The sequence below is a fragment of the Nonomuraea terrae genome (assembly GCF_044465245.1).
In the GTDB taxonomy this organism is placed as follows: domain Bacteria; phylum Actinomycetota; class Actinomycetes; order Streptosporangiales; family Streptosporangiaceae; genus Nonomuraea; species Nonomuraea terrae.
In genome coordinates this window covers 428,558-451,307 of the sequence record NZ_JBITLL010000003.1, presented here as the reverse complement: position 1 = coordinate 451,307, position 22,750 = coordinate 428,558, and the positions used below count along the sequence as shown (strand labels likewise).

Annotated in this window: 20 protein-coding genes; 14 read left to right on the top strand and 6 right to left on the bottom strand. The window is 73.5% G+C overall.

Annotated features, from left to right (window positions below; genetic code table 11):
- The first annotated feature begins 139 nt into the window (after positions 1–139).
- On the top strand, positions 140–4,222 hold the full coding sequence (locus ACIBP6_RS14535; protein ID WP_397052245.1) for a hypothetical protein: 4,083 nt from the start codon (positions 140–142) through the stop codon (positions 4,220–4,222).
- Here ACIBP6_RS14535 and ACIBP6_RS14530 read toward each other — a convergent pair.
- Positions 4,194–4,769 (bottom strand): TetR/AcrR family transcriptional regulator, encoded by a 576-nt coding sequence (locus ACIBP6_RS14530; RefSeq protein WP_397052243.1) that lies wholly within the window; start codon positions 4,767–4,769, stop codon positions 4,194–4,196. The genes ACIBP6_RS14535 and ACIBP6_RS14530 overlap by 29 nt on opposite strands.
- A gap of 152 nt (positions 4,770–4,921) precedes the next feature.
- On the opposite strand from ACIBP6_RS14530, the gene ACIBP6_RS14525 reads away from it, so the two are divergent.
- The gene (locus ACIBP6_RS14525) at positions 4,922–5,944 is read left to right on the top strand and encodes an aldo/keto reductase (RefSeq protein ID WP_397052241.1); all 1,023 of its coding nucleotides are present in this window, start codon (positions 4,922–4,924) and stop codon (positions 5,942–5,944) included.
- A 12-nt stretch (positions 5,945–5,956) separates the two neighbouring features.
- On the opposite strand, the gene fxlM is transcribed toward ACIBP6_RS14525, so the two are convergent.
- Positions 5,957–7,096, bottom strand: coding sequence for a methyltransferase, FxLD system (gene fxlM / locus ACIBP6_RS14520; RefSeq protein ID WP_397052239.1), 1,140 nt, complete (start codon positions 7,094–7,096; stop codon positions 5,957–5,959).
- 124 nt (positions 7,097–7,220) lie between these two features.
- On the opposite strand from fxlM, the gene ACIBP6_RS14515 reads away from it, so the two are divergent.
- Positions 7,221–7,508 (top strand): Fe-S cluster assembly protein HesB, encoded by a 288-nt coding sequence (locus ACIBP6_RS14515; protein ID WP_132623040.1) that lies wholly within the window; start codon positions 7,221–7,223, stop codon positions 7,506–7,508.
- Positions 7,509–7,560: 52 nt separating this feature from the next.
- On the opposite strand, the gene ACIBP6_RS14510 is transcribed toward ACIBP6_RS14515, so the two are convergent.
- Positions 7,561–8,541, bottom strand: a complete 981-nt coding sequence (locus ACIBP6_RS14510) for an acetylxylan esterase (RefSeq protein WP_397052237.1) — start codon at positions 8,539–8,541, stop codon at positions 7,561–7,563.
- A gap of 113 nt (positions 8,542–8,654) precedes the next feature.
- On the opposite strand from ACIBP6_RS14510, the gene ACIBP6_RS14505 reads away from it, so the two are divergent.
- The gene (locus ACIBP6_RS14505) at positions 8,655–8,930 is read left to right on the top strand and encodes a hypothetical protein (protein ID WP_397052235.1); all 276 of its coding nucleotides are present in this window, start codon (positions 8,655–8,657) and stop codon (positions 8,928–8,930) included.
- Positions 8,931–9,082: 152 nt separating this feature from the next.
- On the top strand, positions 9,083–10,012 hold the full coding sequence (locus ACIBP6_RS14500; protein WP_397052233.1) for a DUF2382 domain-containing protein: 930 nt from the start codon (positions 9,083–9,085) through the stop codon (positions 10,010–10,012).
- 238 nt (positions 10,013–10,250) lie between these two features.
- On the opposite strand, the gene ACIBP6_RS14495 is transcribed toward ACIBP6_RS14500, so the two are convergent.
- Entirely contained in the window at positions 10,251–11,957 is a 1,707-nt protein-coding gene (locus ACIBP6_RS14495) for an exo-alpha-sialidase (protein ID WP_397052231.1), read from the bottom strand.
- 255 nt (positions 11,958–12,212) lie between these two features.
- Between ACIBP6_RS14495 and ACIBP6_RS14490 the strand changes: the two genes are divergently transcribed.
- The 6 genes from ACIBP6_RS14490 to ACIBP6_RS14465 all read left to right on the top strand — a co-directional run bounded on the left by ACIBP6_RS14490 (position 12,213) and on the right by ACIBP6_RS14465 (position 19,016).
- Complete coding sequence (locus ACIBP6_RS14490; RefSeq protein WP_132623048.1) at positions 12,213–13,118, top strand: hypothetical protein; 906 nt, start codon at positions 12,213–12,215, stop codon at positions 13,116–13,118.
- 64 nt (positions 13,119–13,182) lie between these two features.
- On the top strand, positions 13,183–13,410 hold the full coding sequence (locus ACIBP6_RS14485; RefSeq protein ID WP_397052229.1) for a hypothetical protein: 228 nt from the start codon (positions 13,183–13,185) through the stop codon (positions 13,408–13,410).
- A 66-nt stretch (positions 13,411–13,476) separates the two neighbouring features.
- Entirely contained in the window at positions 13,477–14,877 is a 1,401-nt protein-coding gene (locus ACIBP6_RS14480) for an FAD-binding oxidoreductase (protein WP_132619004.1), read from the top strand.
- 58 nt (positions 14,878–14,935) lie between these two features.
- Complete coding sequence (locus tag ACIBP6_RS14475) at positions 14,936–16,603, top strand: MFS transporter (protein WP_397052227.1); 1,668 nt, start codon at positions 14,936–14,938, stop codon at positions 16,601–16,603.
- Between the two features lie 26 nt (positions 16,604–16,629).
- The gene (locus ACIBP6_RS14470) at positions 16,630–17,757 is read left to right on the top strand and encodes an FAD-dependent oxidoreductase (RefSeq protein ID WP_397052225.1); all 1,128 of its coding nucleotides are present in this window, start codon (positions 16,630–16,632) and stop codon (positions 17,755–17,757) included.
- Positions 17,758–17,975: 218 nt separating this feature from the next.
- Positions 17,976–19,016, top strand: a complete 1,041-nt coding sequence (locus tag ACIBP6_RS14465) for a fatty acid desaturase family protein (protein ID WP_397052223.1) — start codon at positions 17,976–17,978, stop codon at positions 19,014–19,016.
- Here ACIBP6_RS14465 and ACIBP6_RS14460 read toward each other — a convergent pair.
- Positions 19,006–19,296, bottom strand: a complete 291-nt coding sequence (locus ACIBP6_RS14460; protein WP_397052221.1) for a hypothetical protein — start codon at positions 19,294–19,296, stop codon at positions 19,006–19,008. The genes ACIBP6_RS14465 and ACIBP6_RS14460 overlap by 11 nt on opposite strands.
- Positions 19,297–19,356: 60 nt before the next feature.
- Between ACIBP6_RS14460 and ACIBP6_RS14455 the strand changes: the two genes are divergently transcribed.
- Both ACIBP6_RS14455 and ACIBP6_RS14450 read left to right on the top strand, forming a co-directional pair.
- Positions 19,357–19,914: a hypothetical protein gene (locus ACIBP6_RS14455; protein WP_397052219.1), complete on the top strand. Its 558-nt coding sequence runs from the start codon at positions 19,357–19,359 to the stop codon at positions 19,912–19,914.
- Between the two features lie 110 nt (positions 19,915–20,024).
- Complete coding sequence (locus tag ACIBP6_RS14450; protein WP_397052217.1) at positions 20,025–20,615, top strand: copper resistance protein CopC; 591 nt, start codon at positions 20,025–20,027, stop codon at positions 20,613–20,615.
- A 179-nt stretch (positions 20,616–20,794) separates the two neighbouring features.
- On the opposite strand, the gene ACIBP6_RS14445 is transcribed toward ACIBP6_RS14450, so the two are convergent.
- Positions 20,795–21,781, bottom strand: a complete 987-nt coding sequence (locus tag ACIBP6_RS14445) for an aldo/keto reductase (RefSeq protein WP_397053392.1) — start codon at positions 21,779–21,781, stop codon at positions 20,795–20,797.
- A 109-nt stretch (positions 21,782–21,890) separates the two neighbouring features.
- On the opposite strand from ACIBP6_RS14445, the gene ACIBP6_RS14440 reads away from it, so the two are divergent.
- Complete coding sequence (locus tag ACIBP6_RS14440; RefSeq protein WP_397052215.1) at positions 21,891–22,748, top strand: helix-turn-helix domain-containing protein; 858 nt, start codon at positions 21,891–21,893, stop codon at positions 22,746–22,748.
- Positions 22,749–22,750 lie beyond the last annotated feature (2 nt).

Genomic DNA, 22,750 nt, shown 5'->3' with positions numbered 1-22,750 from the left:
CTGGCGGTCCCGGATGAGGTCGTATCGCCCCATAAAACTGGAGTCCCATGTTGGGAGAGGTTTGACTCACTGTGAGGGGATGTGGTCATCTCGTGACTTATGTTTCTGACGGGATGATTGGTCCGGGGGAGAACGCTTCATGCCGCACGCCTTTCTGCGCGTGCTCGCCGCCACGTCCGTCGCGGGCTCGCTCCTCGTGGCGCAGCCGTCCGCGACGCGGGCCGAGGCAGGCCAGCCCGTCCAGGGCCAGGCGCCCACGCCTGTCCACGCCCAGGCGGGAACGCCGAAGCCGGTGTCAGCGCGGACGCCGAAGCCGGACCGAGGGCAGGCGGCCGGTGTCGACCTGAAGCCCGTGCCGGGGGTCGAGGAGCCGTCCGGCGCCGTCGCCACCGTCCCGGAGCGGCCGTCGCTCGCCCTGCGTTCCGCCGGCGACGACGCGGCGGGGCCGCAGGCGCCCCAGGTCACCACGCCGGCCGGGCCCGCGCTCGCCCGCGAGGTCAGCGCGCGTGCCGCCGCCGTCCAGGAGGAGCAGGGGGTCGGCGGGCGGGCTCCCGACGTGCACGGCGTGCTGCCGGACACCGCCGGAGCCCGGCTGCTCACCCTGGTGAAACCCCTCGCCCCGATCGCTGAGGTGCTCGACCGGCTCGGCGAGGGCGCGGGTGAGCGAGTGGGGGCGTCCGGGATGACGTACCGGTTGTGCGTCGAGAGCGCGGACGTGCCGGTTTCGTGTTCGGCGCGGCGGCTGGTCGGCGTGCCGGCCGCGGCGGACGTGACCGCCGACGACCGGCCCGACCTGGCCGCGACCCTGGTGCCCGCCGCCCTCCCCGGCAAGGAGGTCGGCCTGCGGTTCGCCGTGCGGCGGCTGGGGCGTGCGGACCTCAAGGCGCTGGTCTGGGCGGAGTACGACGGCAAGGTCTCCGTCGGCTTCGACGGCCTGCGCCGCGGCTCTTCCCTGTCGGCGGCCGACCGGGGGACGTTCACCGTGGCGGGCGGGCGTGTCACGGCCGACGTGGAGCGCACCGAGCCGGGCGCGTCCGCGGCCGTGGTGGCCGGCCTGACCGGCCGCAGCGCCGTGAGCCTGCGCCAGTCGCCCGCCACCGGCCGGCTCACCGTGAAGGCCGCCCTCGACCCCCTCACCCTGGACGCCACCGCCTCCGCGCCCGCCCGGCTGGAGGCGCTCGCCGTGACGGGGCGCCGCTTCACCCACGCCGCGCTCGACCGGATGCCCGCCCGCGCCGAGGTCCGGCTGTCGGGCGGCCGGGTCGCCTTCACCGGGTCCGCACCGGCCGGCGACGCGCACGTGCACGACTTCACCTACCGCGACGGCCGCCTCACCAGGGTGACCGACGTCGAGCTCCAGCGCGTCCCCCGGTCGTTCAACGCCCGCTACACCACCACGGACGCCGGGCAGACCCTCACCGTGGACGCGGCCGCGCCCGCCGGCGCCGCCCGCCTGCTGTACTCCGACGCGGCCGGGACCGTGCTGAAGTCCGAGCTGAGCGAGCTGCCCGCCCGGCTGCGCCTGGCCAACGACCTGGCCGCGCACCGCGTCACGCACACGGCGAGCTCACCGGTCGGCAGGTTCGCCGTCGTGCTGCAGCGCCGTGGAGGCGCCCTCGCCGCCCCGAGCGGCGCCCACGTCACCATGATCAAGGACGGCGCCGCGCTGGGCGTCTCGGCCCTGCTGACGGACGTGTCCGGTTTCGACGTCGCGTACGGCTCCAGGCCGCACGCCCACCTCGACCTGGCCTCCGCCGGCCGGTCGTTCGTGGGCGCCGCCAGCGTGGACCGCACCCGCCTGGCCCGCGTGGAGCTCTCCAACACGCCCGCCACCGTGGACGTCACCCTCGACCCCGCCAAGGGGACGGCCGCCTACCGGGCGTCCGGCGCGATCGACCGGCTGCGGGCCGCGTACGCCGATCTCGGGTCGGGGCCGGTCATCGACGGCACCGTCCTCGGCGTGCGGGGCGACGTGACGGCCGCGTGGGAGCTGGGCGAACGCTCGTCCGTCAAGGTCACGACCACCGCCGAACTCCGCCAGATACGGATTTATGCGGATAAAAAGCCTGGACCCTCCGGCGAGGACGTCCGCGCCCGCATCGACGGCCTCCGCGAGCACGCCGAGCTCGTCGCCGCGCCCGGGACGCTCACCTGGACCGCCGACGCCCCCGTCACCGCCGTCTCCGCCCTCGCCAGAGGCACCATGGGCGGCCGGTACGTCCGCGCCACCGCCGAGGTCCGCGGCGTCCCGGCCCGGTTCGACGCCTCGTGGAACCCGGCGTCGTACCGCTTCCGCGGCCTGTCCGGCCCGGTCGGATCGGCGGCGCTGGCCTTCACCAACCACGACGGCGCCACCGCGCCGACCGGGCCGCACCTCGCGGCCCACCACGATCAGGCGAGCGGCGACCTGGACGCCAGCGTTCAGGTCAAGGGCCTGTCGCACGTGGAGTTCGGCCCGTCCGCGCAGGGGTTCGCCGCCGCCTTCCGCGCGGCCCGCCAGACGCTCGCCGTGGACGCCGACGTCACCAGGGGCGACGACCGCTTCGGGCTGGCCGGCACGCTCGGGCCCCTGCCCGGCAGGCTGGCGGTCTCGTCGGAGGGCGGGCGGCTGACGTACTCGGGTTCGCGCCTGGACGTGCGCGCCCGCGCCTGGCTCGGCAAGAGCGCGGCCCTCGCCCGCATGCGTTCCGCCCCCGCCGTGCCGGACGGCGTGTCGCTGGTGGACGGCGCGTGCCGCGAGGGGTCGCCGGGCTGCGCGCCGGGCGCGTTCTGCCTCCCCGGGCGCGGCTGCTTCGGCCTGCAGGCCCACCTCGACGTACGCGGCCTGCCCGAGCAGGTGTCGGTGGACCCGGCGGCCGGCACGTTCACCTTCTCGGGCTTCCGGCCCAGGCGGCGCAGCCTCGGGGTCTACCTGGACAGCGGCGTCCTGTCACCCGTGCCGGTCAAGGCCGGCGCCACGCTGACCGGGCTGCCGTCCACGATCACCCGCATGTCGCTCGGGCCGTTCGGCGCGGGCGGGAACGCCGTGCGGGCGGCGTACCGGATCGAGCCCGCCGCCACGCTGGGCGCGCTGGACGTGCGGGCGGAGGCGGGCGGGGTGCGCGGTCACGTCGCGATCGACCCGGTGCCCGCCGCCGTGGCGGTGGACGGCGCGTACGGCGCGCGCACCCGCGTCCGCGTCCGTAACTCGGCGGCCGTGCGCGAGCTCACCGCCGAGGTCACCGTGCCGGGCAGGGGCACCGGGGCGCTGCGTTTCGCCGACGTGCCCGCCGCCTTCGGGGTGGACGCCGACGCCTCGGCGGCCGGGCTCGGCGTGCCGGCGGTGACGTACAAGGCCGAGGGAGGGGCGGGCACGCTCGACGGGAGCCTCGGGGTGGAGGGCCGCCTGGTGGACCCGACGGGCCGGCTCGGAGACGTGTCGCTCGCGGTCGAGGATCTGGCCGCCGACACCACGATCCGTCTCAACCCGGACCGGTCGCTCGACCTGGTCTCCCGGCCCGCGCCGACCGGACGTGTCACGCTGCACGCCGGGCTCAGGGTGGACCCGGTCGCGCCGCAGCGTGTCGCGGTGCGCAAGGAGGTCCCGTACACGGGCGGGTTCCTCACCTACCACGTCGGCGGCCGGTTCGCGCTCGCCAGGAGCGTGGTGCGGGACGTGTCGCTGGAGGCCCGGCGGGTGTCCTGGCTGCGGGTGCGGCCCGGCCGGATCCCGTTCGGCCTGAAGGCGCCCCCGGCGCTCGGATACGTCACCCCGGGCTTCGAGGGCGGCTACGGCAGCCTCAGGATCGCCGCGACCGGCGTCGACCTGCGGCCCGACATCCGCCTCGACGTCCGGCTGAGCCGGGAGATCGGCGACGACGTCTTCCGTGAATCGGTGCGCATCGGCCCGTCCGACTCGCTCGACCTGCGCCGCTACGACCAGCGGATGCGGCGGATCGGGGCCCGGCAGGAGATCAGGGCGGCCGGGGTCGGCCTGGCCTGTGTCACGGTCGCGGCCCAACCGGGTTTCGCCGCCCGCGCGTCCGGCGGCGCCCTGACGCTGCGCGGCGCCGACGGCCCCCAGATGGTCTCCCTGCTGGACCTCGGCGGTCAGGCGCCCGACTACGCGGTGGACCTGCTCACCTCCTTCATGAGCCCGTTCCCCGGCGCGGACTGGCAGGTGTCCGGCGCCGAGGCGGGCGGCTGCCGCACCTCTAGTGAGGCCGGCGCAGCCCGGCGATGAGCAGCTCGACCAGGCGGCGCGCGTCGTAGCGCGGGTCGGTCTCGGCGCCGATGCACAGGTTGCCGACGCCGCGCATGAGCGCGTAGGCGTCCACGTCGGAGCGGATCTCGCCGGCGCCGGCCGCGGCGTCGAGCAGCCGGGCGCACACGGGCACGAGCCGGTCGAGGAAATAGGTGTGCAACGTCCGGAAGCCGGCGTCGTCGGACTGCAGCACGGCGGCGAGACCGTGCTTGGTGACCAGGAAGTCGACGAACAGGTCGATCCATCGCCCCAGCGCCGCGTGCGGGCTCCGGCTGCTCTCCAGCAGGGACGGGCCGGCCTCGGCGCACGCCTCCACCTGGTGCCGGTAGACGGCGATGATGAGATCCGCCCGGGTCGGGAAGTGGCGGTAGATCGTGGCCGTCCCGACGCCGGCCTTGGCCGCGATGTCGCGTACCGGCGCTTCGACGCCGGAGGTGACGAAGACCTCGGTGGCCGCGTCGAGCAGGGTCTCCTTGTTGCGCCGGGCGTCCGCCCGTTTGGGCCGGGTGGTATCGCTGTCGTTCACCGTGCCGTTCCCTCCGCGCTCGAGCTTGCTAAACGGGACAACGTTCCGTATCGTCAAGCGGGACCTTGTTCCGTTTGTTCATGATGCCAGAGCGGCGCACCGGCGTCCAAGCCGTGCGTTGACGCCAGGCTTCACCCCATGGAGGAGACACCATGCAATACCGCACGTTGGGCCGCACCGGCGTACAGGTCAGTACTCTCGCGCTCGGCGCGATGAACTTCGGCCGGATCGGGCGCACCACCCAGGCCGAGGCCACCGCCATCGTCGACGCCGCCCTCGAAGCCGGGATCAACCTCATCGACACCGCCGACATGTACAGCGGCGGCGAGTCGGAGGAGATGGTCGGCAAGGCCGTCGCCGGCCGCCGCGACGACGTCGTGCTGGCCACCAAGGCGAGCATGCCGATGAGCGACGAGCCCAACCACCGGGGCAGCTCGCGCCGCTGGCTGGTCACCGCGCTGGACGACAGCCTGCGCCGCCTCGGCGTCGACCACGTCGATCTCTACCAGATCCACCGGTGGGACCCGGCGACGAGCGACGAGGAGACGCTGTCGGCCCTGACCGACCTGCGGCGCGCGGGGAAGATCCGCTACTTCGGCACCTCGACCTTCCCCGCCTACCGCCTCGTGCAGACCCAGTGGGCCGCCCGCGAGCACCACCTCGGCCGTTACGTCACCGAGCAGCCCAGCTACTCGATCCTGCAGCGGGGCGTCGAGGCCCACGTCCTGCCCGTGACCGAGCAGTACGGGCTCGGCGTGCTGGTGTGGAGCCCGCTGGCCTCGGGCTGGCTGTCGGGCGCCGTCCGCGAGGGCCGGGAGGTCGCCACGAACCGCTCGGCGTTCATGCCGGAACGCTTCGACCTGTCCATTCCGTCCAACCGCGCCCGGCTCGACGCGGTCGAGAGGCTGGCCGAGGTCGCCGACCAGGCCGGTCTGACGATGATCCAGCTCGCGCTCGGATTCGTGACCGCGCACCCGGCCGTGACCGGCGCGATCATCGGCCCCCGCACGCTGGACCACCTCACCGCGCAGCTCGCCGCCGCCGACACGGTGTTGCCCGCCGACGTCCTCGACGCCATCGACACGATCGTCGCACCCGGCACCGACCTGGCCGCACACGAGAAGTTCGACACCCCGCCCGCCCTGCTCGACCCCTCGCTGTGCCGCCGCCGCTGATCGCGGCAGCCGTCAGGCGAAGCTCAGGGCCAGGGTCGTGTGGCGTTTCTCGATCACCACAGGGTTTCCCGGCACCGGGCCACGGTGGGCCTCGACGCGCAGGTCGTCCACGCTCGGTCGGCCCGCCGCGTCCCACGCCCGGACGTGCGCGGCCAGGTCGGCCGCCGGCCGATCGGCGCCGGGCCCGTAGCCGCGGGCGAGCAGGGCGCCGTCCTCCAGGGTGAGCAGCGCGACGGCGTCGCCCTCGACGATGCCGGCCGTGCCGCCGTACCCGCGCCCGAGCTTGCCCGCCACGGTGCACCAGCGGGGCTCGTGCAGCGCCAGCCACAGCGACACCCCCACGTGGACGTCGAACACGGAGCCGCGCTCCTCCTGCCGGATGACGATCTCGCAGGGCTCCGCGTCGAGCGCCGCCGCCACGTCGCCGATCTCGCGCCGCTCGGGCAGCACCAGCGACAGGTACGGATCCTCGCGCACCACCCTGACCACCTCGGGGCCGGCCGCCGCCCCGCGCATCCGCATGAACCCGCACGGCGCCACCGACCGGCTCACCCAGTGGTCGTCCGCCCGTTCCATGGCCGCCGACACCTGCACGCCGCGCAGGTCGAGCGGCACCACCAGCCGCCCCTCAGGGCGGAGCTGCTCCAGCCACGCCGGCTCCAGGTCCCACACCCCGACCGTGGCGATCAGCCGATCGTACGGCGCCCCGGCCGGATGACCCTCCGCCCCGTCGGCGCAGATCACCTCCACCTGCCCGGACCCGGCCGCCGACAGGTGCCGCCGGGCCTGGTCGACGGTGTCGGGGTCGAGGTCGAGACTCACCACGTGGCCGCCGGGCCCGGTCAGCCGGGCCAGCAGGGCCGCGTTGTAGCCGGTGCCGGCGCCGATCTCCAGCACCCGGTGCCCCGGCTCCACGCCGAGCTGGTCGAGCATGACGGCCATGATGAGCGGCTGCGAGGACGAGCTGATGGGCAGGCCGCCGGCGTCGCGCTTGGTGACGATGGCCTCGTCGCGGTAGGCGTGCTCGGGGTCGACGCCCGGCAGGAAGAGGTGACGCGGCACGGCCAGCATGGCCTCGGCCACGGGCTCGCTGATGGCGAGGCGTTCGCGCAGCGCCGCCACCATGGCCCGCCGCCGTGCCGTGAGGTCCATCCCTCCATTGTCCACGCCGGGTTCTCCCGTGAAGCGTCGGTAAAGAAACGGTCAAGAAGGATTGAGGTGAGGACGGGTGGGCATGGCAGGCAACTCATGTACTCGAACGTGAGGAGGAGCCCTAGTGCTCACCCTGACAGCTAACGCCGCTCAGGCGATCCGTGACCTTACCGCGACGGCGCCCGAGCCTTCCCAGAGCGGGATCCGCATCTCGTCTCAGGGGGAGGGCGCCAACTCGCTCACCCTGACCCTCGCGACCGCCCCGGAGCCGGCGGACGCGGTCGTCGAGGCCGAAGGCGCGCGGGTCTACCTGGACCCCGTGGCCGCGACCGTTCTGGAGGACAAGTCTCTGGACGCCGGAGCCGACGCGCAGGGCAGCGTGTCGTTCCTGGTCACAGAGAAAGAAGCGTGACGAGGCGCCGCCGTGCCGGGATCGCCCGTCCCGGCACGGCGGTGGCCCTCACTCAGCTCCCGCCGAGCAGCTTGCGTAGGTAGCGCAGCTGCTCTTCCGTCTGGTAGCCGCCGCCGCCCTCATGGTTGTTCCAGGGCCACACGGTGATCTCCTTGGGCCCCTGCCAGTGGTTGTACGCGGCGAACACCGTCGACGGCGGGCAGACGTCGTCCATCAGAGCCACCGAGTAGAGCGCGGGAACGCGCCCGCGGGCGGCGAAGTTCAGCCCGTCGAAGTACGACAGCGTGCGGAAGACCTGCTCGCCGCTGTCGCGCCGGGCGGCGAGGAACCTGACCAGCTCCTGGTACGGGTCCCGCCCGGTGATCTCGACGGCCCGCCGGAAGTGCGTCAGGAACGGCACGTCGACGAGCGCCGCCCGCACACCCGGGTGCAGCGCCGCGGTGGCCTGCGCGATGGCGCCGCCCTGGCTGCCGCCCGAGACCACGATCCGGGAGGCGTCCACCGCCGGATGCGCCGCCGCCGCGTCGACCGCCCGCACGGCGTCGGTGAAGACGCGCCGGTAGTAGTAGTCGGCCGGGTCGAGGATGCCGCGGGTCATCATGCCCGGCGCCTGCGGGCCCGAGCTGCCGTGCGGGTCTCCGGTGGAGCCGGGGCTGTGCGCGCTGGCGCCGCCGTGGCCGCGCGTCTCCATCACGAACACCGCGTACCCCGCGGCCGGCCACATCAGATGGTCCTTCGGGAAGCCGCGCCCGCCGCCGTAGCCGATGTAATGCATCACGCACGGCACCGGGTCCTGCGCGCCGCGCGGCAGCAGGAACCAGCCGTTGATCCGGTGCCCGCCCCACCCCGCGAACGACACGTCGAACACGTCCACACTGGCGAAGGGCAGGTCGTACGGGACGTACTCGGCCGCCAGGTCGAACTCCCCGGCCTCGGCCAGGGTCGCGGACCAGAACGCGTCGAAGTCGGCGGGCTCGTCGCGGTCGGGACGGTAACCGCGGAGCTCCTCCAGCGGCAGGTCGAACAGGGGCACGTGGTTCTCCAACCTGTAGAAACGATGCTGATATTTCACATCATCGGGATGGAAAGTGCTATCTCGTCCCACTTTCACCGGTGATGCCGGGCACGTTGGGTAGACGCCTGACCGTGAGCGAACTTCTGGTCGAAGTCCCCTACTCCCACCTCCACCCCGGCCTCCTCCTGGACGCACCCGCGGACACCGTCGACTTCCTCGTGGTGTTCGGCGACGAGTCCGAGGCACGCGCCCAGCTGCTGCGCGACCACGCGGGCCGGCCGCTGCTGCGCGTGGGCGGCTACATGACCGCCAAGGGCACGGTGATCGGCGAACGCGTCTGGACCGTTCGCGAGGTCATCCGCCAGGGCGACCGCGTCCGCCTCCGCCTGGGCAGCGCCCTTCCCTGACCCGTATTTCGCATGTAATGCCGCAAAACGCTCTTTTATTGCGGGCAGGGCAGTTGACAGAAAACTGCCCTGCTTCTGTGTGCCGGTATAGCGATTTGGGGTATTCGTCCCTTTTGAACCAGGACGAACACATCAGGGGGATCGTCGTGGCTATGCAAACAGAGATCCGTAACCTGCTCGACTGCCATGTGGTGGGGTCGGACGGGCAATCGATCGGCAAGGTGGGACAGGTCTATCTCAACGACCGTACGGGCGAGCCGGAGTGGGTGACCGTACGCACGGGGTTCTTCGGGATGAAGCAGACCTTCGTGCCTCTGGCCAGCGCTCGCCGCTCGGGCGGGGAGATCCGGGTCCCCTACGACAAAGAGATGATCAAGGGGGCGCCCAACATCGACGTGGACGACCGCCTGAACCTCGACGAGGAGGCCGACCTCTACCGGTACTACGGCATGCAGCCGTCGACCATCCCGCGCCAGCGCGTCGGCGAACAGGGCGCCGCCGGAACCACGGCGGAGACCGCCGGCACCGCGGGAACGACCGCGGGAACGACCGCCGGGACGACCGCCGGGCGGTTCACCGAGAAGCCGGGGGAGAGGCCGTACGAGCCCACCGGCAAAGGCGTGGCCGGCGAAACCCGCGAAGGCTTCGCCGAGGACCGCGACATCGAGATGATCCGGTACGAGGAGCAGCTCCACATCGGCAAGGAAAGCCGCGAAAAGGGCCGCGTGCGGCTGCACAAGTACGTCGAGACCGAAAGCGTCCAGGAAACAGTCCCGCTCTCCCACGAGGAGATCGTGATCGAGCGCGAGCCGATCCGCGAGGGCGAGGTCACTGGGACGTACGAGATCGGCGAGGACGACCGCCAGCTCATCCTGCACGAGGAGCGCCCGGTCGTCGGCAAGGAGACCCGGCCGGTCGAGCGCGTGCACGTCCGCAAGCAGGAGATCCGGCACGAGGAGACCGTCGAGGGCCAGGTGCGCAAGGAGCGCCTGCAGATCGACGAGGAGGGCGACACCAGAGCCGACACCAGAGGCGACAAAAAGCTGTTCGGCCGCGGCAAAGAGCCTCCGCCGAGACGGTGAGGCTCGCGCCGGGGGGCGCGAACGCGTCGCGCGGGGGTACCGGAAAGGACCTCCGCGGACGCATTCAGCGAGCACACGATTTCGCGGCACCGCAGGAACGCGTAATAGGCACGCGGCCGGAGTGTGACGCGAATGCGGGTGCGGCGCCAAGCGTTTATCGGAATTTACCCGCGGGAGGCCGGAAGGCGCAGGTTCGCACGGCCGGGACAATCTGTCTTTCCGGGGCGTGCGGAGAAATTCAGGAATACAGTTCGACCTCGTTCAGCATGCTGCACGACGCGCCGATCTCCGGGTCGCAGTCGCGCGTCGGCTCGGTGACGATCCTGACGTGCCGGGCGGTGCGGCCGATGGCGTCGTACCGCATCGCGTGGTCGGTCCTGTCGCGGATCGTGACGACCGGCTCGCCCCAGGAGCGCCCGTCGGCGGACACGTAAACCCGGGCCCCCGCCGGATGCCCGGGGCGCAGGCTCAGGCCGATGCGGCTGAGCCGGTACGGCCGCTCGAAGTGCAGCTCGTAACGCCCCCGCCCGGGGGCCACCGCGCTCGACCAGTACCCCGTGCTGCCGTCCATCGCCGCCGCCGGGTTCGTCCGCGCGCGGTACGGGCTCGACCAGCGCATCGTCGTGGCGATCCGCAGGTCGCCGCTGCGGCGCAGCGCGTCGAGGTCGACCCTGTGGCCGGGCGTGGCCACGGTGAACAGCAGGCGCTTGATCGCGTACCAGCCGCCGTGCTCGAACCTGCCGTGCGCCGGGCAGGCGGTCTCGTTGAGCGTCCCGTCGGCGCTCACCCCCGGCAGCTTGCAGTTGTCGACGACCTGGATCAGCCGATGCGGCCCGACCGCCGCCAGGCCGGTGTAGCCGGACGAGCCGTGCGTGTCCCAGATCCCGTCGCGGTTGTGGTACGTCACCCGCGGCTCCGTCCACTCCTCGCCGAGCCCGTCGGGGGAGACCGCCAGCCAGGTGTCCGGCCGCCCCGCGCTCAGCACGAGCAGACCGCCGGGCGTCAGCAGCGGCCGCGGCGCCACGCCGCGCACCACGCAGTCCATGCCGGCGAAGCGCACCTCGCGCACCGGCGACCAGGTGCGCCCGCCGTCGCGCGAGCGGCTCTGGTGCAGCGTCGCGTACTGGCCGCCGTCGCGCCGCAGCACCGCCAGCAGACTGCCGTCCAGCGTCTGCTCGATGCTCGCCTCGGTGAACCAGAACCCGCCGGCGGGCCGGGCGATCACCCCGCGCCGGTGGAAAGTGGCGCCGCCGTCGTCGCTGGCGTACACCTCGGCCTGGTACGTGCCGGTGTCGGTGTAGCGGGCGTAGAGCGTGATGAGGATCGTGCCGTCGGCGAGCTGGATCGGGGCGCCGTACGCGGCCCCGCCGGGCAGCAGGTCGCCGGGCGTGTGCAGGGTGGCCGCCGAACGCAGCCAGCTCTCGCCGTCCTCCAGCGCGGAGGAGGTCAGCACGCCCAGCCGCGCGGTGTGCGGGCCGGTGCGGGCCGGATAGTACTCGGTGGCGAAGAACCGGCCGTCGTGCAGCTCGATCGGCGACTCGCGCAGCGGCGTCCCGTCCGGCGGGCCGAAGGTGACGCCGCCGTCGTCGGAGACCGCCGCCGCGTTGGTGAGGGTGACGACCTGGTCGACGTTGGTGGCGTAGGTGGTGATCACCTTCTGCTCCGGGACGCCGCGCGGGCCGGTCACGTCGAGGACCGACACGTTGGGGAACCCGGCGAAGTCGAGCCGCTCGGAGGCCGAGGGCTCCCGCCGGGCGGGAGCGGGATGGGGGTGGATCCACTCCAGTGAGGAAGCAGTATCGATGAGGTAAGACCCGTCTGCCCCGGCCGGTGTGAAGTCCTCCGCCAACACGCAGTACGGAGCCCCGGCCGGCGCCGGATCCGGCGGCGTGAAAGGTCCCGCGGCCATCGACACGGCCGTGACCACGGCTCCGGCCACCCGCACGGGCTCGCTCCTCGACTGTCGTACGCCACCACCAACGCCGTTCGGAACTCTAGATCAACCACGCGCCGTAACACGGGATTCACGCGAGTGAAGTCGCCGGTTCACTACCCCGGGCCGGGCCGCGCCACGCGATCCATACTGGATTCGTTAAGTGACAGTTGACAGAAGAGCTCCGCCTGACGACGATCAGGACCGGCACCATTAAGTGTCAATTTACGCACATCGACAGGACCCGCGGGTCTGGAGGTGGCCCAGATGAGCATCGAGCCAAGGGCGCAAGTGGCCCCCGAGCGGGTGCTGCCGGCCCCGGTGCCCATGGCGCCGGAGACCGCGGCGCAGCAGCGGGTCGTCCACCGCATCTGCGCCAGAGTCGCGCCACCCGGCACCGACGTCGGTGTCGCCGAGCTGCCCCCGGGCGGCCTGCAGGTGTGGATCGACACCCCGGCGCCGGTCGGCGGGCCGGAGTCATGGGTGCTCCACCACCGCATGGCCCGCGAAGTGGCGCTGGTCGGCTGGCACTGCGAGGCCGACGCCGACCGCCTGCTGGTGCTGGGCTGGAGCGCCGCCTGCCTGCACAACCGGGTACGCCTGCTGCAGAGCGGCCTGCGCCGGCTCGCCGACTACGAGCCGACCGCGCAGCGCGCCGTGCAGCTCGACGGCCGCGGCCCGGAGGACCTGGCCGCGCTGTCCATCGGCCAGGTCGTCGCGGACGTCTGCGCCTCGATCGAGCGGCGGCTGCGCTGGCCCGCGCGGCTGGCCGAGCTCGACGGGTTCGAGCGCAGCTCGGGCCTGGCGCACCTGCAACTGCTCCTCGCCCAGGTCATCGGCCTGGAGGGGAAGGTCGCGGCCGCCTGCGAAGAGCACCTCGTCATGGCACGGGTGCTCGCCGGAGGCGTCTGCGAACACTACGCGCGGCACTCCGACCTGCGCCGCGCCCAGCGCGAGGTGCTGGCGGAGTCTCGCCACTGGGTGCACGCCAGCTCCCTCATCCGCAGCTCGGCCGCCGCACGGCCGGGCTCCACCGGTGCCGGCCGTCCCCACATGGGGCTGGCGGAGCGCCGCATCGCCGCGAGCGTCATCAACCACGGCGGGCCGCGGGTGATCCCCGCGACCGTCGCTCCCCGGGCCGGGCACGCCGGCCTCGGAGAGGCCGCGCGCTGACCCCCGCCGCTCAACGGCGAGCGGTACCCCGGAAAACCCCACCGTCCGGTAGGAGAGCCCCGTCATGCGAACCCCCCCGCACCTGCCCGCCCGCCCCGGGCGCGAGCACCGAGACACCGAACACGCCCGGCGGCACCCGTACGTGCTGCACGAGGTCACCCCGCAGGGTGCGCGCGACTTCGCGGCGCACGACGTGCCCGAGCCGTTCGCCGAGCAGCGGCTGCTGGACATCCGTGAGATGTCCAACCAGGCCATCGGCTCGATCGACGACCTACTGCAGCACACCGCCTGACGTGTGCCCCGGCGGCTCCCGGAACGGGAGCCGGAAAAAGCGAGACCGCACCCTTTGAGGAGAATCATGCAGGGACTGTCGCGAGTGGAGCTGAGGTCGCGTGACGTCGGGGGTCACCAGCCGCGCTCCGTGGCGGGCATAGAGACACCGCACACCCTGGACGAGGTACGCGCCCTCGTCCGCCAGGCCGCGGCGGCCAAGCGCCGCCTGTACCCGGTCAGCACCGGCAGGAACTGGGGCATGGGCTCGGCCATGCCGGTGACCGACGACAACGTGGTCGTGGACCTCGGCGGCATGAACCGCATCCGCAGCCTCGACCTGGAGGCCGGCTACGCCGTCATCGAGCCGGGCGTCACCCAGGCCCAGCTCGCCGCCGTGCTGCGCGACACCCCATGGATGCTGAACGTCACCGCCTCGTGCGCCGACACGTCGGTCATCGGCAACGCGCTCGACCGCGGCGACGGCTGCGTACGCTCCCGCGTCCACGACGTGGCCGGGCTGGAGGCCGTGCTGGCCGACGGCAGCGTGGTCACCACCGGCGGCCTCGACTCCGCGGGCCGCTACCACGGGCGGGTCGCCGGGCCGGACCTGACGCAGGCGTTCGTCCAGCACAACCTGGGCGTCGTCACCGCCATGGCCGTCTCGCTGGTGCCCCGCCCGCAGACCATCGGCCTCGTGCACGGGCGCCTTCCCCGCGGGCAGGCCGGCGCGGCGCTCGGCGCCGTCACCGGTTTCCTGCGCGGCGGCAACCCCGCCGACGGCCTGATGCGCATCCGCGAGCTGTCGCTCGCCCCCTCCCACGGCGACTGGACGCTGCCGGCCGGCGTCGACCCGAGCCTGTTCACCGTCCTCGGGACCCTGCTCGGCAGCGACGCCACCGTGGAGCTCGCCGAGGAGCTGCTGCGCAAGTCGCTGGTCGGCGTCGAGGGCGCCGAGGCGCTGCGCGTGGTCGACGCGGCGGAGATCGGCCCCGACGACCCGATGTACGCCCGGGCGCTCATGGCGCAGGGCGTCCCGACCTGCCTCGGCGTGCACCACGCGCTGGGCGTGACCTCCTGCGACCAGATCGACGAGGGCGCGATGGGCTTCCTGGCGCTGCTGCCGCTGATGCCCATGGACGCCGCCAAGACCGACCAGATCATCGCCGCGCTCCAGACCGCCGTCGACGCCCACACCACCGCCCTCATGGCCGAGTGGAACCTCGTCGGCAGGCACCTGGCCAACGGCGTCATGCAGATCTTCTTCGACCGCGGTACGCCGTCCGGCGCCCACCGCGCGCACCAGCTCCGCAGCGACGGCAGTGCCCTGCTGCGGGGCCACGGCTGCGCCATCTACCGCTCCGACATCGACCACGCCGCCGCCGCCGTCTGGTCCGAGACCAGCACCGCGGGCCTCGGCATGCTGCACCGGATCAAGACGGCGCTCGACCCCGACGGCCTGATCTCGCCCGGCCGTTACGGCGCCTGACCCCACCCCTCGCCCCGCTCCGCCGTCCGGCGGAAGTCACTTTCCTAGGAGGACCCACGTGCGTTCGTCACCAGCGGCCGCCGGCGCGGCGGGAACAGCCGGCCTCACCCGGCGTCACGGAGTGATGCTGCGCCTGGTCGGCGCCGGCGTCATGCTGACGGTGATGGCCGACACCACGGCCACCACCCTGGCCGTCGGCGTGTTGCGCTACACGCCGGCCGGCTCCGGCATGCCGCTCGGTGACCTGGTCTGGCTGACCAGCGCGGCGTTCATCCCCATCGCGGCCCTGCTGGCCACGGCGGGCCGCTGGGCCGACCTGTTCGGCCGCCGCCGGGTGCTGGCGGTCGGGCTCGTGGTGTTCGTGCTGGGCGGGATCGCCACGGTCACCGTCGAATCCTGGTCGTTCGTGCTCGCCGCACGGGCCGTCCAGGGCGCCGGAGCCGCGGCCATGATCCCGGCCAGTCTCGGGCTGCTGCTCGGCGAGCTGCCGGAGTCGCAGCGCCGCGGCGCGATCGCGCTGTGGAGCTCCGCCTCCGGCCTCGGCTGCCTGCTCATGCAGGCGGGCGGCGGCTGGCTGGCCGCGACCGTCGGCTGGCGGGCGCTGTTCATCCCCGACGTCGTCATCGGCGTCGCACTGCTCGTCGCCTGCGCCGCGCTCCCGCCGGGCCGGCGCACACAGGCCAAGGGCCGGCCGGACGTGCTCGGCGCCTGGCTGCTGGCCGCCGGCATCGCGGTCATCGTGCTGGCCATCTCCAAGGCCATGGACTGGGGCATGGACGTGCTCTGGCTGGCGGTGGCGGCGCTCGCCCTGCTCGGCGGCGCGCTCGCGCAGGCCAGGCACCACCGGCTGCCCGCGATCGACCTGGCCCTGTGGCGGCGGCCCAGGTTCGTCTGGGGCTGGCTGGCGACCTGGGGCTTCGGCGCCCTGTCGTACGGGCTGCTGACCGTGCAGCCGCTCTACCTGCTGCACCTCGGCTATCCGATGCTGGAGGTGGCCATGTGGCTGACCCCCACGTCGGTGGCCGTCGTCCTCACCAGCGTCCTCGCCGGGCGCCTGATCAAGCGGGTCGGCCCGTACGGGCTGATCTACGCCGGCTCGCTGCTGTGCGGCGGGGCGTGCGTGCTCGTGCTGGTGCAGACCGGGCCGACCGTGTGGGGCCTGATCGCCAGCGTCGTGGTCGGCATGGGGGTCGGGGCGCTCGCGCCCGGCACCTCCGTCGCCACCACCCTCGCCGCCCGGCCCCACCAGTACGCCTCCGCCGTCGGCGCGGCCACCATGGCGCGCATGGTGGGCGGCGCCGTGGGCGTCGCGGTGGTGTCGGTGGTGATCGACCACCCGTTCTTCATGACCGGCCCCTTCGCCGGCCTGGCCGGAGCGATCGCGCTGTGCGTGGCGATCTCCGTGCTGATCGGCGCGCTCGCCCTGACCAAGATCACGAAGACGCGGCCGGATCCGGACGACGTGATGGTGAAGGTGCCGCGCCGCCTGCTGCTCGAACTGCGCATGACGCTCGCCACCGTGGCGGCCGAGGCCGACGCGCTCCTGCCGGCCGAAACGCGCACCCCGGTCACCGACCCCCGGACGGCGCTGGAACCGCGCGCGGCCGTCGACCCCCGGACGGTGCTGGACCCGCGTACGGCCGTCGACCCCCGGACGGACCGCGTACCGCGACCGCGCGCGGCCGAACCCGGGCCTCTCGCCGGGACCCGCGGGCACACGAACTAGTTGAACCATTCAGAAGGGCTCTCGTCATGGCAACCACATCGTGCGACGTAGCCGTCGTCGGCGCCGGGCTCGGAGGCTGCTTCCTCGCCTTGCTCCTCAGCCGCCGCGGCAGGCGCGTCGTCGTCATCGAGCAGGGGCCTTCGGTCCCCAGCGCCGGCGCCGACTTCCTCAAACCCCCGGGGCTGCGCGTGCTGGCCCGGCACGGCCTGGCGGACCTCGCCGGGCGCCACGGCCTCAGGCGCGACACCATCCGCTACTACCACGACGGCGACCTCATCCAGGAGTGCCGCTTCCCCGACGGCGGCTACCTCATCCGCCCCTACCGCGACCTGGTCGAGCTCATCTACGCCTCGTGCGCGATGGAGGGCGTCGAGTTCTGGTTCGACGCCAGCGTCGCCGGCATCGCCACCGACGGCGACCAGGTCGAGGAGCTGACCCTCACCGACGGGCGGCGGCTGCGGCCCGGCGTCGTGGTCGGCGCCGACGGCGCCCGGTCCGCCGTGCGCGAGGCCCTCGGCGTCGAGCAGGTCATGACACCGTACGAGCGGCTGATCATGCGCGCCGCCACCGTGCCGCTCACCGCGAGCGTCGCCCAGCTCAACCGGCTCTACTTCAGCTCCGAGGGCTGGCTCGCCTACCTGTACCCGCTCAACCGCGACGAGGCCCGCGTGTTCGTCGGCCTGCCGCCCGAGGACGACCGGGCCATCTTCGAAGACGGCATCCCCGTCCTGCTGGACCAGCTCAAGAAGTTCGTCACCGACAGCCCCGACGCCTTCGACATGCTCCAGCCGGCGCACTGGCAGCGCATCAAGGTCTCGTCGCTGCGGGTGGGGGCCTACCACCGCGGCAACGCCGCCCTGCTCGGCTCGGCCGCGTTCGCCTGCCACCCGATGACCGGCATGGGCATGAGCTACACGCTGCACGACGCCGAGATCCTGGCCGACGCCATCGGTGACGCCGCGGGCGACCCGGTGCTGCTCGACCGGCTGCTGCACGCCCGTTACGAGCCCCGCCGCGACGCCCACCGGCAGCTCATCGACTACGGCGACGCGCTCGCCGCCACGTTCCGGGACCGGGCGGCCTACCTCGCGGCCTTCCGCGCGGACCTGCACATCTTCGGCGAGAGCGAGGTGCCGGTCCTGCAGCCCGCCTGAGGCGGGACGTCCCCCGAGCCGCGCCCCCGCCGCTCGCCGTTCCCCACCTGGTGAGGTCGTCCGATGCCCCACGCTGAGTCCGGCCCAGCCCCAGGCGGCGGGGGTGCCCACAAGGTAGGGCACGCACTACCACGAGGACGGGTGACAGCGGGGGTCCGCCGGCGCCCGCCGCTCGCGATGCTGAGGAGGGACCCTGACCCCTCGGCATCGGAGACAACGTGACTGTGGCAGATACGTCCCCCGCCCCGGCGGCGGCGCGACGGGGCAGCGACTACGCGGGGCTGTCGCGCCGCATCGCCCAGGCGGGGCTGCTGGAGCGGCGGCCCGGCTACTACGCCGTCCGGATCGGCCTGGTGGCCGCCCTCTTCGCGGGAACGTGGGCGGCCTTCGCCGTGATCGGCGACTCCTGGTGGCAGCTGCCGGTCGCGGTGCTGCTGGCGGTGGCGTTCGCGCAGGTGACGCTGCTGGCCCACGACCTGGCGCACGGGCAGATCTCGCGGTCGCGGCGGACCAGCCGGATCGCCGGGCTCATCGCCGGCAACCTGGCCGTCGGGCTCAGCTACGGCTGGTGGATGGACAAGCACACCCGCCACCACGCCAACCCCAACCACGAGGACCACGACCCCGACGTCTCTCCCGACGTCCTGCTGTGGTCGCAGAAGCAGGCCGAGGCCAGCCGGGGCGTCGCCCGCGTCATCGGCCCGTGGCAGGCGTGGCTGTTCTTCCCGCTGCTCACCCTCGAAGGGCTGAACCTGAAGGTGGCGAGCTTCCGGGCGCAGCGCCGCCCCTCGCTCAAGGGCCGCACGACCGAAGGGCTGCTGCTGTCGGCGCACGTGCTGGCGTACCTGGGAGCGGTCTTCGCCGTCCTGCCGCCGCCGAAGGCGCTGCTGTTCCTGGTCGTGCACCAGGCCTGCTACGGCGTCTACCTCGGCTGCACGTTCGCCCCCAACCACAAGGGCATGCCGGTGCTCACCGCCGAGGACGAGCTGGACTTCCTGCGCCGCCAGGTGCTCACCTCCAGGAACGTCCGCGGCGGCCGGCTGATGGACGTCGCGCTGGGCGGCCTGAACTACCAGATCGAGCACCACCTGTTCCCGAGCATGCCGTCCGCGAACCTGTACCGCGCCCGCCCCATCGTCCGCTCCTACTGCGCCTCGCTCGGCGTCGCCTACGCCGAATGCGGCCTGCTGCAATCGTGGGGACAGGCACTGCGCCACCTGCATGAGGTCGGCCGGCCGCTGCGCCGCGTCAAGAGGTGACGACCAGCTCCAGGCCGTTACGGTCCTCCTCGACCTGATGGCCCGCCGCGATCAGCACGGCGCGCAGGGCCAGCCGCACCGCGGCCCGGACGGTGCCGTACCTGATCAGCTGCCCGGCGGCCACGTCCCAGGCGACGACCACCCCGCGCGCGGGGTCGTGCCAGACGGAGAGCCCGCCGTCCGCGGAGACCGGGGAGGCGTCGACCGTGAAGCCCGCGTCCGTAAGCTCCCTGCGGACCCGCTGTTCCAGGTCCTGGCCGGCGCTCAAGGCGGTGTCCATCCAAGTCCGCTGCCCGCGCATCAGCCGTTCAATCCTGAAGTGTGTGGAAGGATGGCGACTGTGTCCTGCGCGCCATCCGCGGCGTCAGCGGTGCTGCGCCTGTCCAGGGCCGTCGTGTTCGCGACGGCCTGCGGCGCGGTGTCGGCCGCCGGTCACGCCCTCGCCGGTGGGGGCCGCGTCCCGCTCGGGGCCTGCCTGGTGGCCGTGCTCACAGTGCTCGCGCTGGCGTACGCGATCAACGGGCGCGAACGCGGCCCGGCCGCCGTGCTCGCGGCCACCGTGGGCACGCAGACGGCGCTGCACCAGCTCTTCGACCGGCTCGCGCCCGGCGACGTCACCGCCCACGGGCACGGGCATCCGGCGCCCGGGATGGCGCTGGTCCATCTCACGCTGGCGGCGCTGACGGCGTGGTGGCTGCACCGCGGCGAGAGCGCGCTGTGGCTGATGATCCGCCTGTACGGCGCCCCGCGCCCGGCCATCCGGCTCTTCGCCGCCCTCCCGGCCGGCGCCGCCGCCGGCCCGATCCCCGCTCCGGCCGTCCCGTACGACGCCCCTGTTCTCGCGGGTGCCAGCGTCTCCGCCGCGATCTCCCGCCGAGGCCCGCCCGTCCGGGCCTGACGCCCGTCCCGCCCGGTGTGCGTCCGGGCGGGTGCGGGCGTGCCGGTTCCGTCCGTCGGCCCGATCCGGACGCCGTTCACGTCCGGGAGATCGTTCTGGAGAATTCGATCATGGCATTTCTGTCACGGCGGCTGCTCGGGGGAGGGCTGGCCGCGCTCGTCTGCGCCGCCGTCCTCACCTGTCCCGCGTCGCCGGCGTCGGCTCACGACGCGCTCAAGCGCAGCTCACCCGCCAAGGACGCGCAGGTCGCCTCCGTGGCGGAGATCGAGCTCGAATACAGCGCGAGCGTCAGGTTTCCCTTCGTCGTGCTGCACGACGCCGCCGGCAAGGAGGTCCCGCTCGGCAAGCCGCGGCTCGAGGGGCCGAAGGTGCTCACCGACGTCCCCCAGCCGCTCGCGCCGGGCGCGTACACGATCGGCTGGCGGGTCGTGTCGTCCGACGGGCACCCCATCGAGGGCGAGATCCCGTTCCGGGTGAAGGGAACTCCCTCGCCGCGGGCTACTCCCACCGGTGAGGCGGCTCCGCCGTCCGCCGCTCCCTCGGACGTGGGCAGCGCCGCGACGGCGGCCGATCAGAGCGCCGCGGCGCAGCCGGGGGTGCCCGGGTGGATCTGGGGCGGCCTCGCGCTGCTCGTCGTGCTGGGGGCGTTCGTGCTGTTCAGGAGCTCGCGCCGCAAGCCCGCGGAGCCGGATGCCGGCTGAGCGGGCCAGGCGGGCGCGCGGCGGTAGGTGCTCGCCCGCCACGAGGAGGGCCTGCGGGAACTCCTCGCGGACCGCGGCGCGGAGACCTACGAGCACCGCCGCCACCGCGGCGCCCGCGTGCTCGCCTTCCTTCCCACCCTCCGGCGAACCGCCACCACCCTGCGCCGACCCCCCCGGGGTCAGCGGCCGGTGAGGCGGGGGAGGGCGTCGCCGTACAAGGCTGGGCTGCGGTCGGCCTCGGCGATGAAATCGCCGGGGAAGCCCAGCTCGAAGTCCACCGCCGACTCCAGCCGGCGCATCACCTCCTCCGGCAGTTCGACCTCCAGGGCGCCCAGGTCGTCCTTGAGCTGCTCGGCGCTGCTCGTCCCGAGGATGGGGTGCACCCCGCGCCGCAGCGCCCACGCGATCGCGACCTGCGCCGGCGTGACGCCCAGCTCGCCGGCCACCTCGATCACGACCCGCACCCCGGCCCGGTCACGTCCGCTGATCGAGTCGGGCGACACCCGCGACGCCGCGGCACCCGGCTCGGCGTACCGGCCGGACAGTACCCCGTGCGCGAGCACCCCCCACGCCGCCACGCTCATCCCGAACGCCCGCGCCATCGGCAGCAGCTCCCGCTCCACATCCCGCCGCAGCAGGTTGTACGGCACCTGCAACCCGGCGAACGGCGTCCACCCGCGCCACTCCGCCAGCGTGTTCGCCCGGCTGACGACCCACGCCGGGGCGTCCGAGATCCCGGCGTACAGCACCTTCCCGGCGCGGACCGCGTCGTCGAGCGCCCGCATCGTCTCCTCGACCGGAGTGTGCCGGTCCCAGACGTGCACCCAGTACAGGTCGATGTAGTCGGTGCGCAGCCGGCGCAGGCTCTGCTCCAGCGACAGGGTGAGGTTCTTGCGGTGGTTGCCGGCGGCGTTCAGGTCGGTGCGGTCGCGGCTGCCGGTGTACTTCGTGGCCAGCACGAAACGGTCGCGGCGGCCCTGGAGCAGCTCGCCGACGACGTCCTCGCTCCCGCCGTACATGGAGGCCGTGTCCACGACGTTGCCGCCGGCCTCGGCGTACAGCTCGAAGACGCGCCGGACCTCCGGCGAGAACTCCTGGTACGTCATCGCGCCGAGGAACAGCTCCGAGACGCGCAGCCCGGTCGGCCCGAGCAGTCGGTAACGCATGGTCGTCATGCCCCCACCCTGACGGTCGGCCGCCGGGCGAGGGAGACCGCGCCCATACTGGCCCCCGCGGGGCCATGATGAGCGCGCGGCGGCCCCGTACACTCGGGGCGTGACCGACAACGAGCTCGGCGCCTATCTGCGCGCCCGCCGCGAGTCCGTCAAACCCGCAGACGTCGGCCTGCCCGACGCACCACGGCGGCGCACGCCGGGGCTGCGCAGGGCGGAGCTGGCCACGCTGGCCGGGGTCAGCGTCGAATACCTGACCAGGCTGGAGCAGGGGCGCGACCGCAACCCGTCCGCGCAGGTGCTCGCGACCCTCGCCGGAGCCCTGCGCATGACCCCGGAGGAGCGCGTCCACCTGCGCCTGCTGGCCAAGGTGGCGGGCGGCGGGCACGCGCTGTGCCCCGGGCCGGCGCGGGCGCCGTCCCGTGAGGTGCGCCCGACCGTGCGGGCGCTGCTCGACGGCCTCGACCCCGCGCCCGCCGTGCTGCTCAACCGGATCGGCGACGTGCTCGCGCGCACCGCGGCCTTCCAGCGCGTGTACGGCCCTGTCGGCCTGCTCGACGGCGACGATCCCAACCTCATCAGGTACGTGTTCGCCGACTCCCGCGCCAGGATCGCCTTCCCCGACTGGAGCCGCGTCGCCGACGAGCAGGCCGCGGCGCTCAAGCTGGACAACGCCCCCGGTGACGACTACGCGGCCGAGCTGACCGCCGAGCTGGCGTTCGCGGCCGGCGAGGAGTTCACCTCCCGGATGGCCGCGCCGGCCGCGCCCCCACCGGCCGCGCCCGTGGAACGGCTGGCCCACCCCGAGGCCGGGGAGCTGCGGCTGGCCAGGGAGCAGCTCCACCTGTCCGACGGCGAGCAGCGCATCGTCGTGTACGTGGCCGCCGACGCCGCCACCGCGGCCGCGCTCGACCACCTCACCGGCCGCCGCCCCGGCGCCCTGCGCGCGGTGAACGGCTGAGC

What these genes read in the sequence shown, in the direction of transcription:
- ACIBP6_RS14485 (WP_397052229.1), top strand. Translation starts at nt 13,183, where the DNA reads ATGCGAACCCCCCCGCACCTGCCCGCCCGCCCCGGGCGCGAGCACCGA.
- ACIBP6_RS14445 (WP_397053392.1), bottom strand. Translation starts at nt 21,781, where the DNA reads ATGCGTTACCGACTGCTCGGGCCGACCGGGCTGCGCGTCTCGGAGCTG.
- ACIBP6_RS14470 (WP_397052225.1), top strand. Translation starts at nt 16,630, where the DNA reads ATGGCAACCACATCGTGCGACGTAGCCGTCGTCGGCGCCGGGCTCGGA.
- ACIBP6_RS14500 (WP_397052233.1), top strand. Translation starts at nt 9,083, where the DNA reads ATGCAAACAGAGATCCGTAACCTGCTCGACTGCCATGTGGTGGGGTCG.
- ACIBP6_RS14535 (WP_397052245.1), top strand. Translation starts at nt 140, where the DNA reads ATGCCGCACGCCTTTCTGCGCGTGCTCGCCGCCACGTCCGTCGCGGGC.
- ACIBP6_RS14450 (WP_397052217.1), top strand. Translation starts at nt 20,025, where the DNA reads ATGGCATTTCTGTCACGGCGGCTGCTCGGGGGAGGGCTGGCCGCGCTC.
- ACIBP6_RS14480 (WP_132619004.1), top strand. Translation starts at nt 13,477, where the DNA reads ATGCAGGGACTGTCGCGAGTGGAGCTGAGGTCGCGTGACGTCGGGGGT.
- ACIBP6_RS14460 (WP_397052221.1), bottom strand. Translation starts at nt 19,296, where the DNA reads ATGGACACCGCCTTGAGCGCCGGCCAGGACCTGGAACAGCGGGTCCGC.
- ACIBP6_RS14525 (WP_397052241.1), top strand. Translation starts at nt 4,922, where the DNA reads ATGCAATACCGCACGTTGGGCCGCACCGGCGTACAGGTCAGTACTCTC.
- fxlM (WP_397052239.1), bottom strand. Translation starts at nt 7,096, where the DNA reads ATGGACCTCACGGCACGGCGGCGGGCCATGGTGGCGGCGCTGCGCGAA.
- ACIBP6_RS14490 (WP_132623048.1), top strand. Translation starts at nt 12,213, where the DNA reads ATGAGCATCGAGCCAAGGGCGCAAGTGGCCCCCGAGCGGGTGCTGCCG.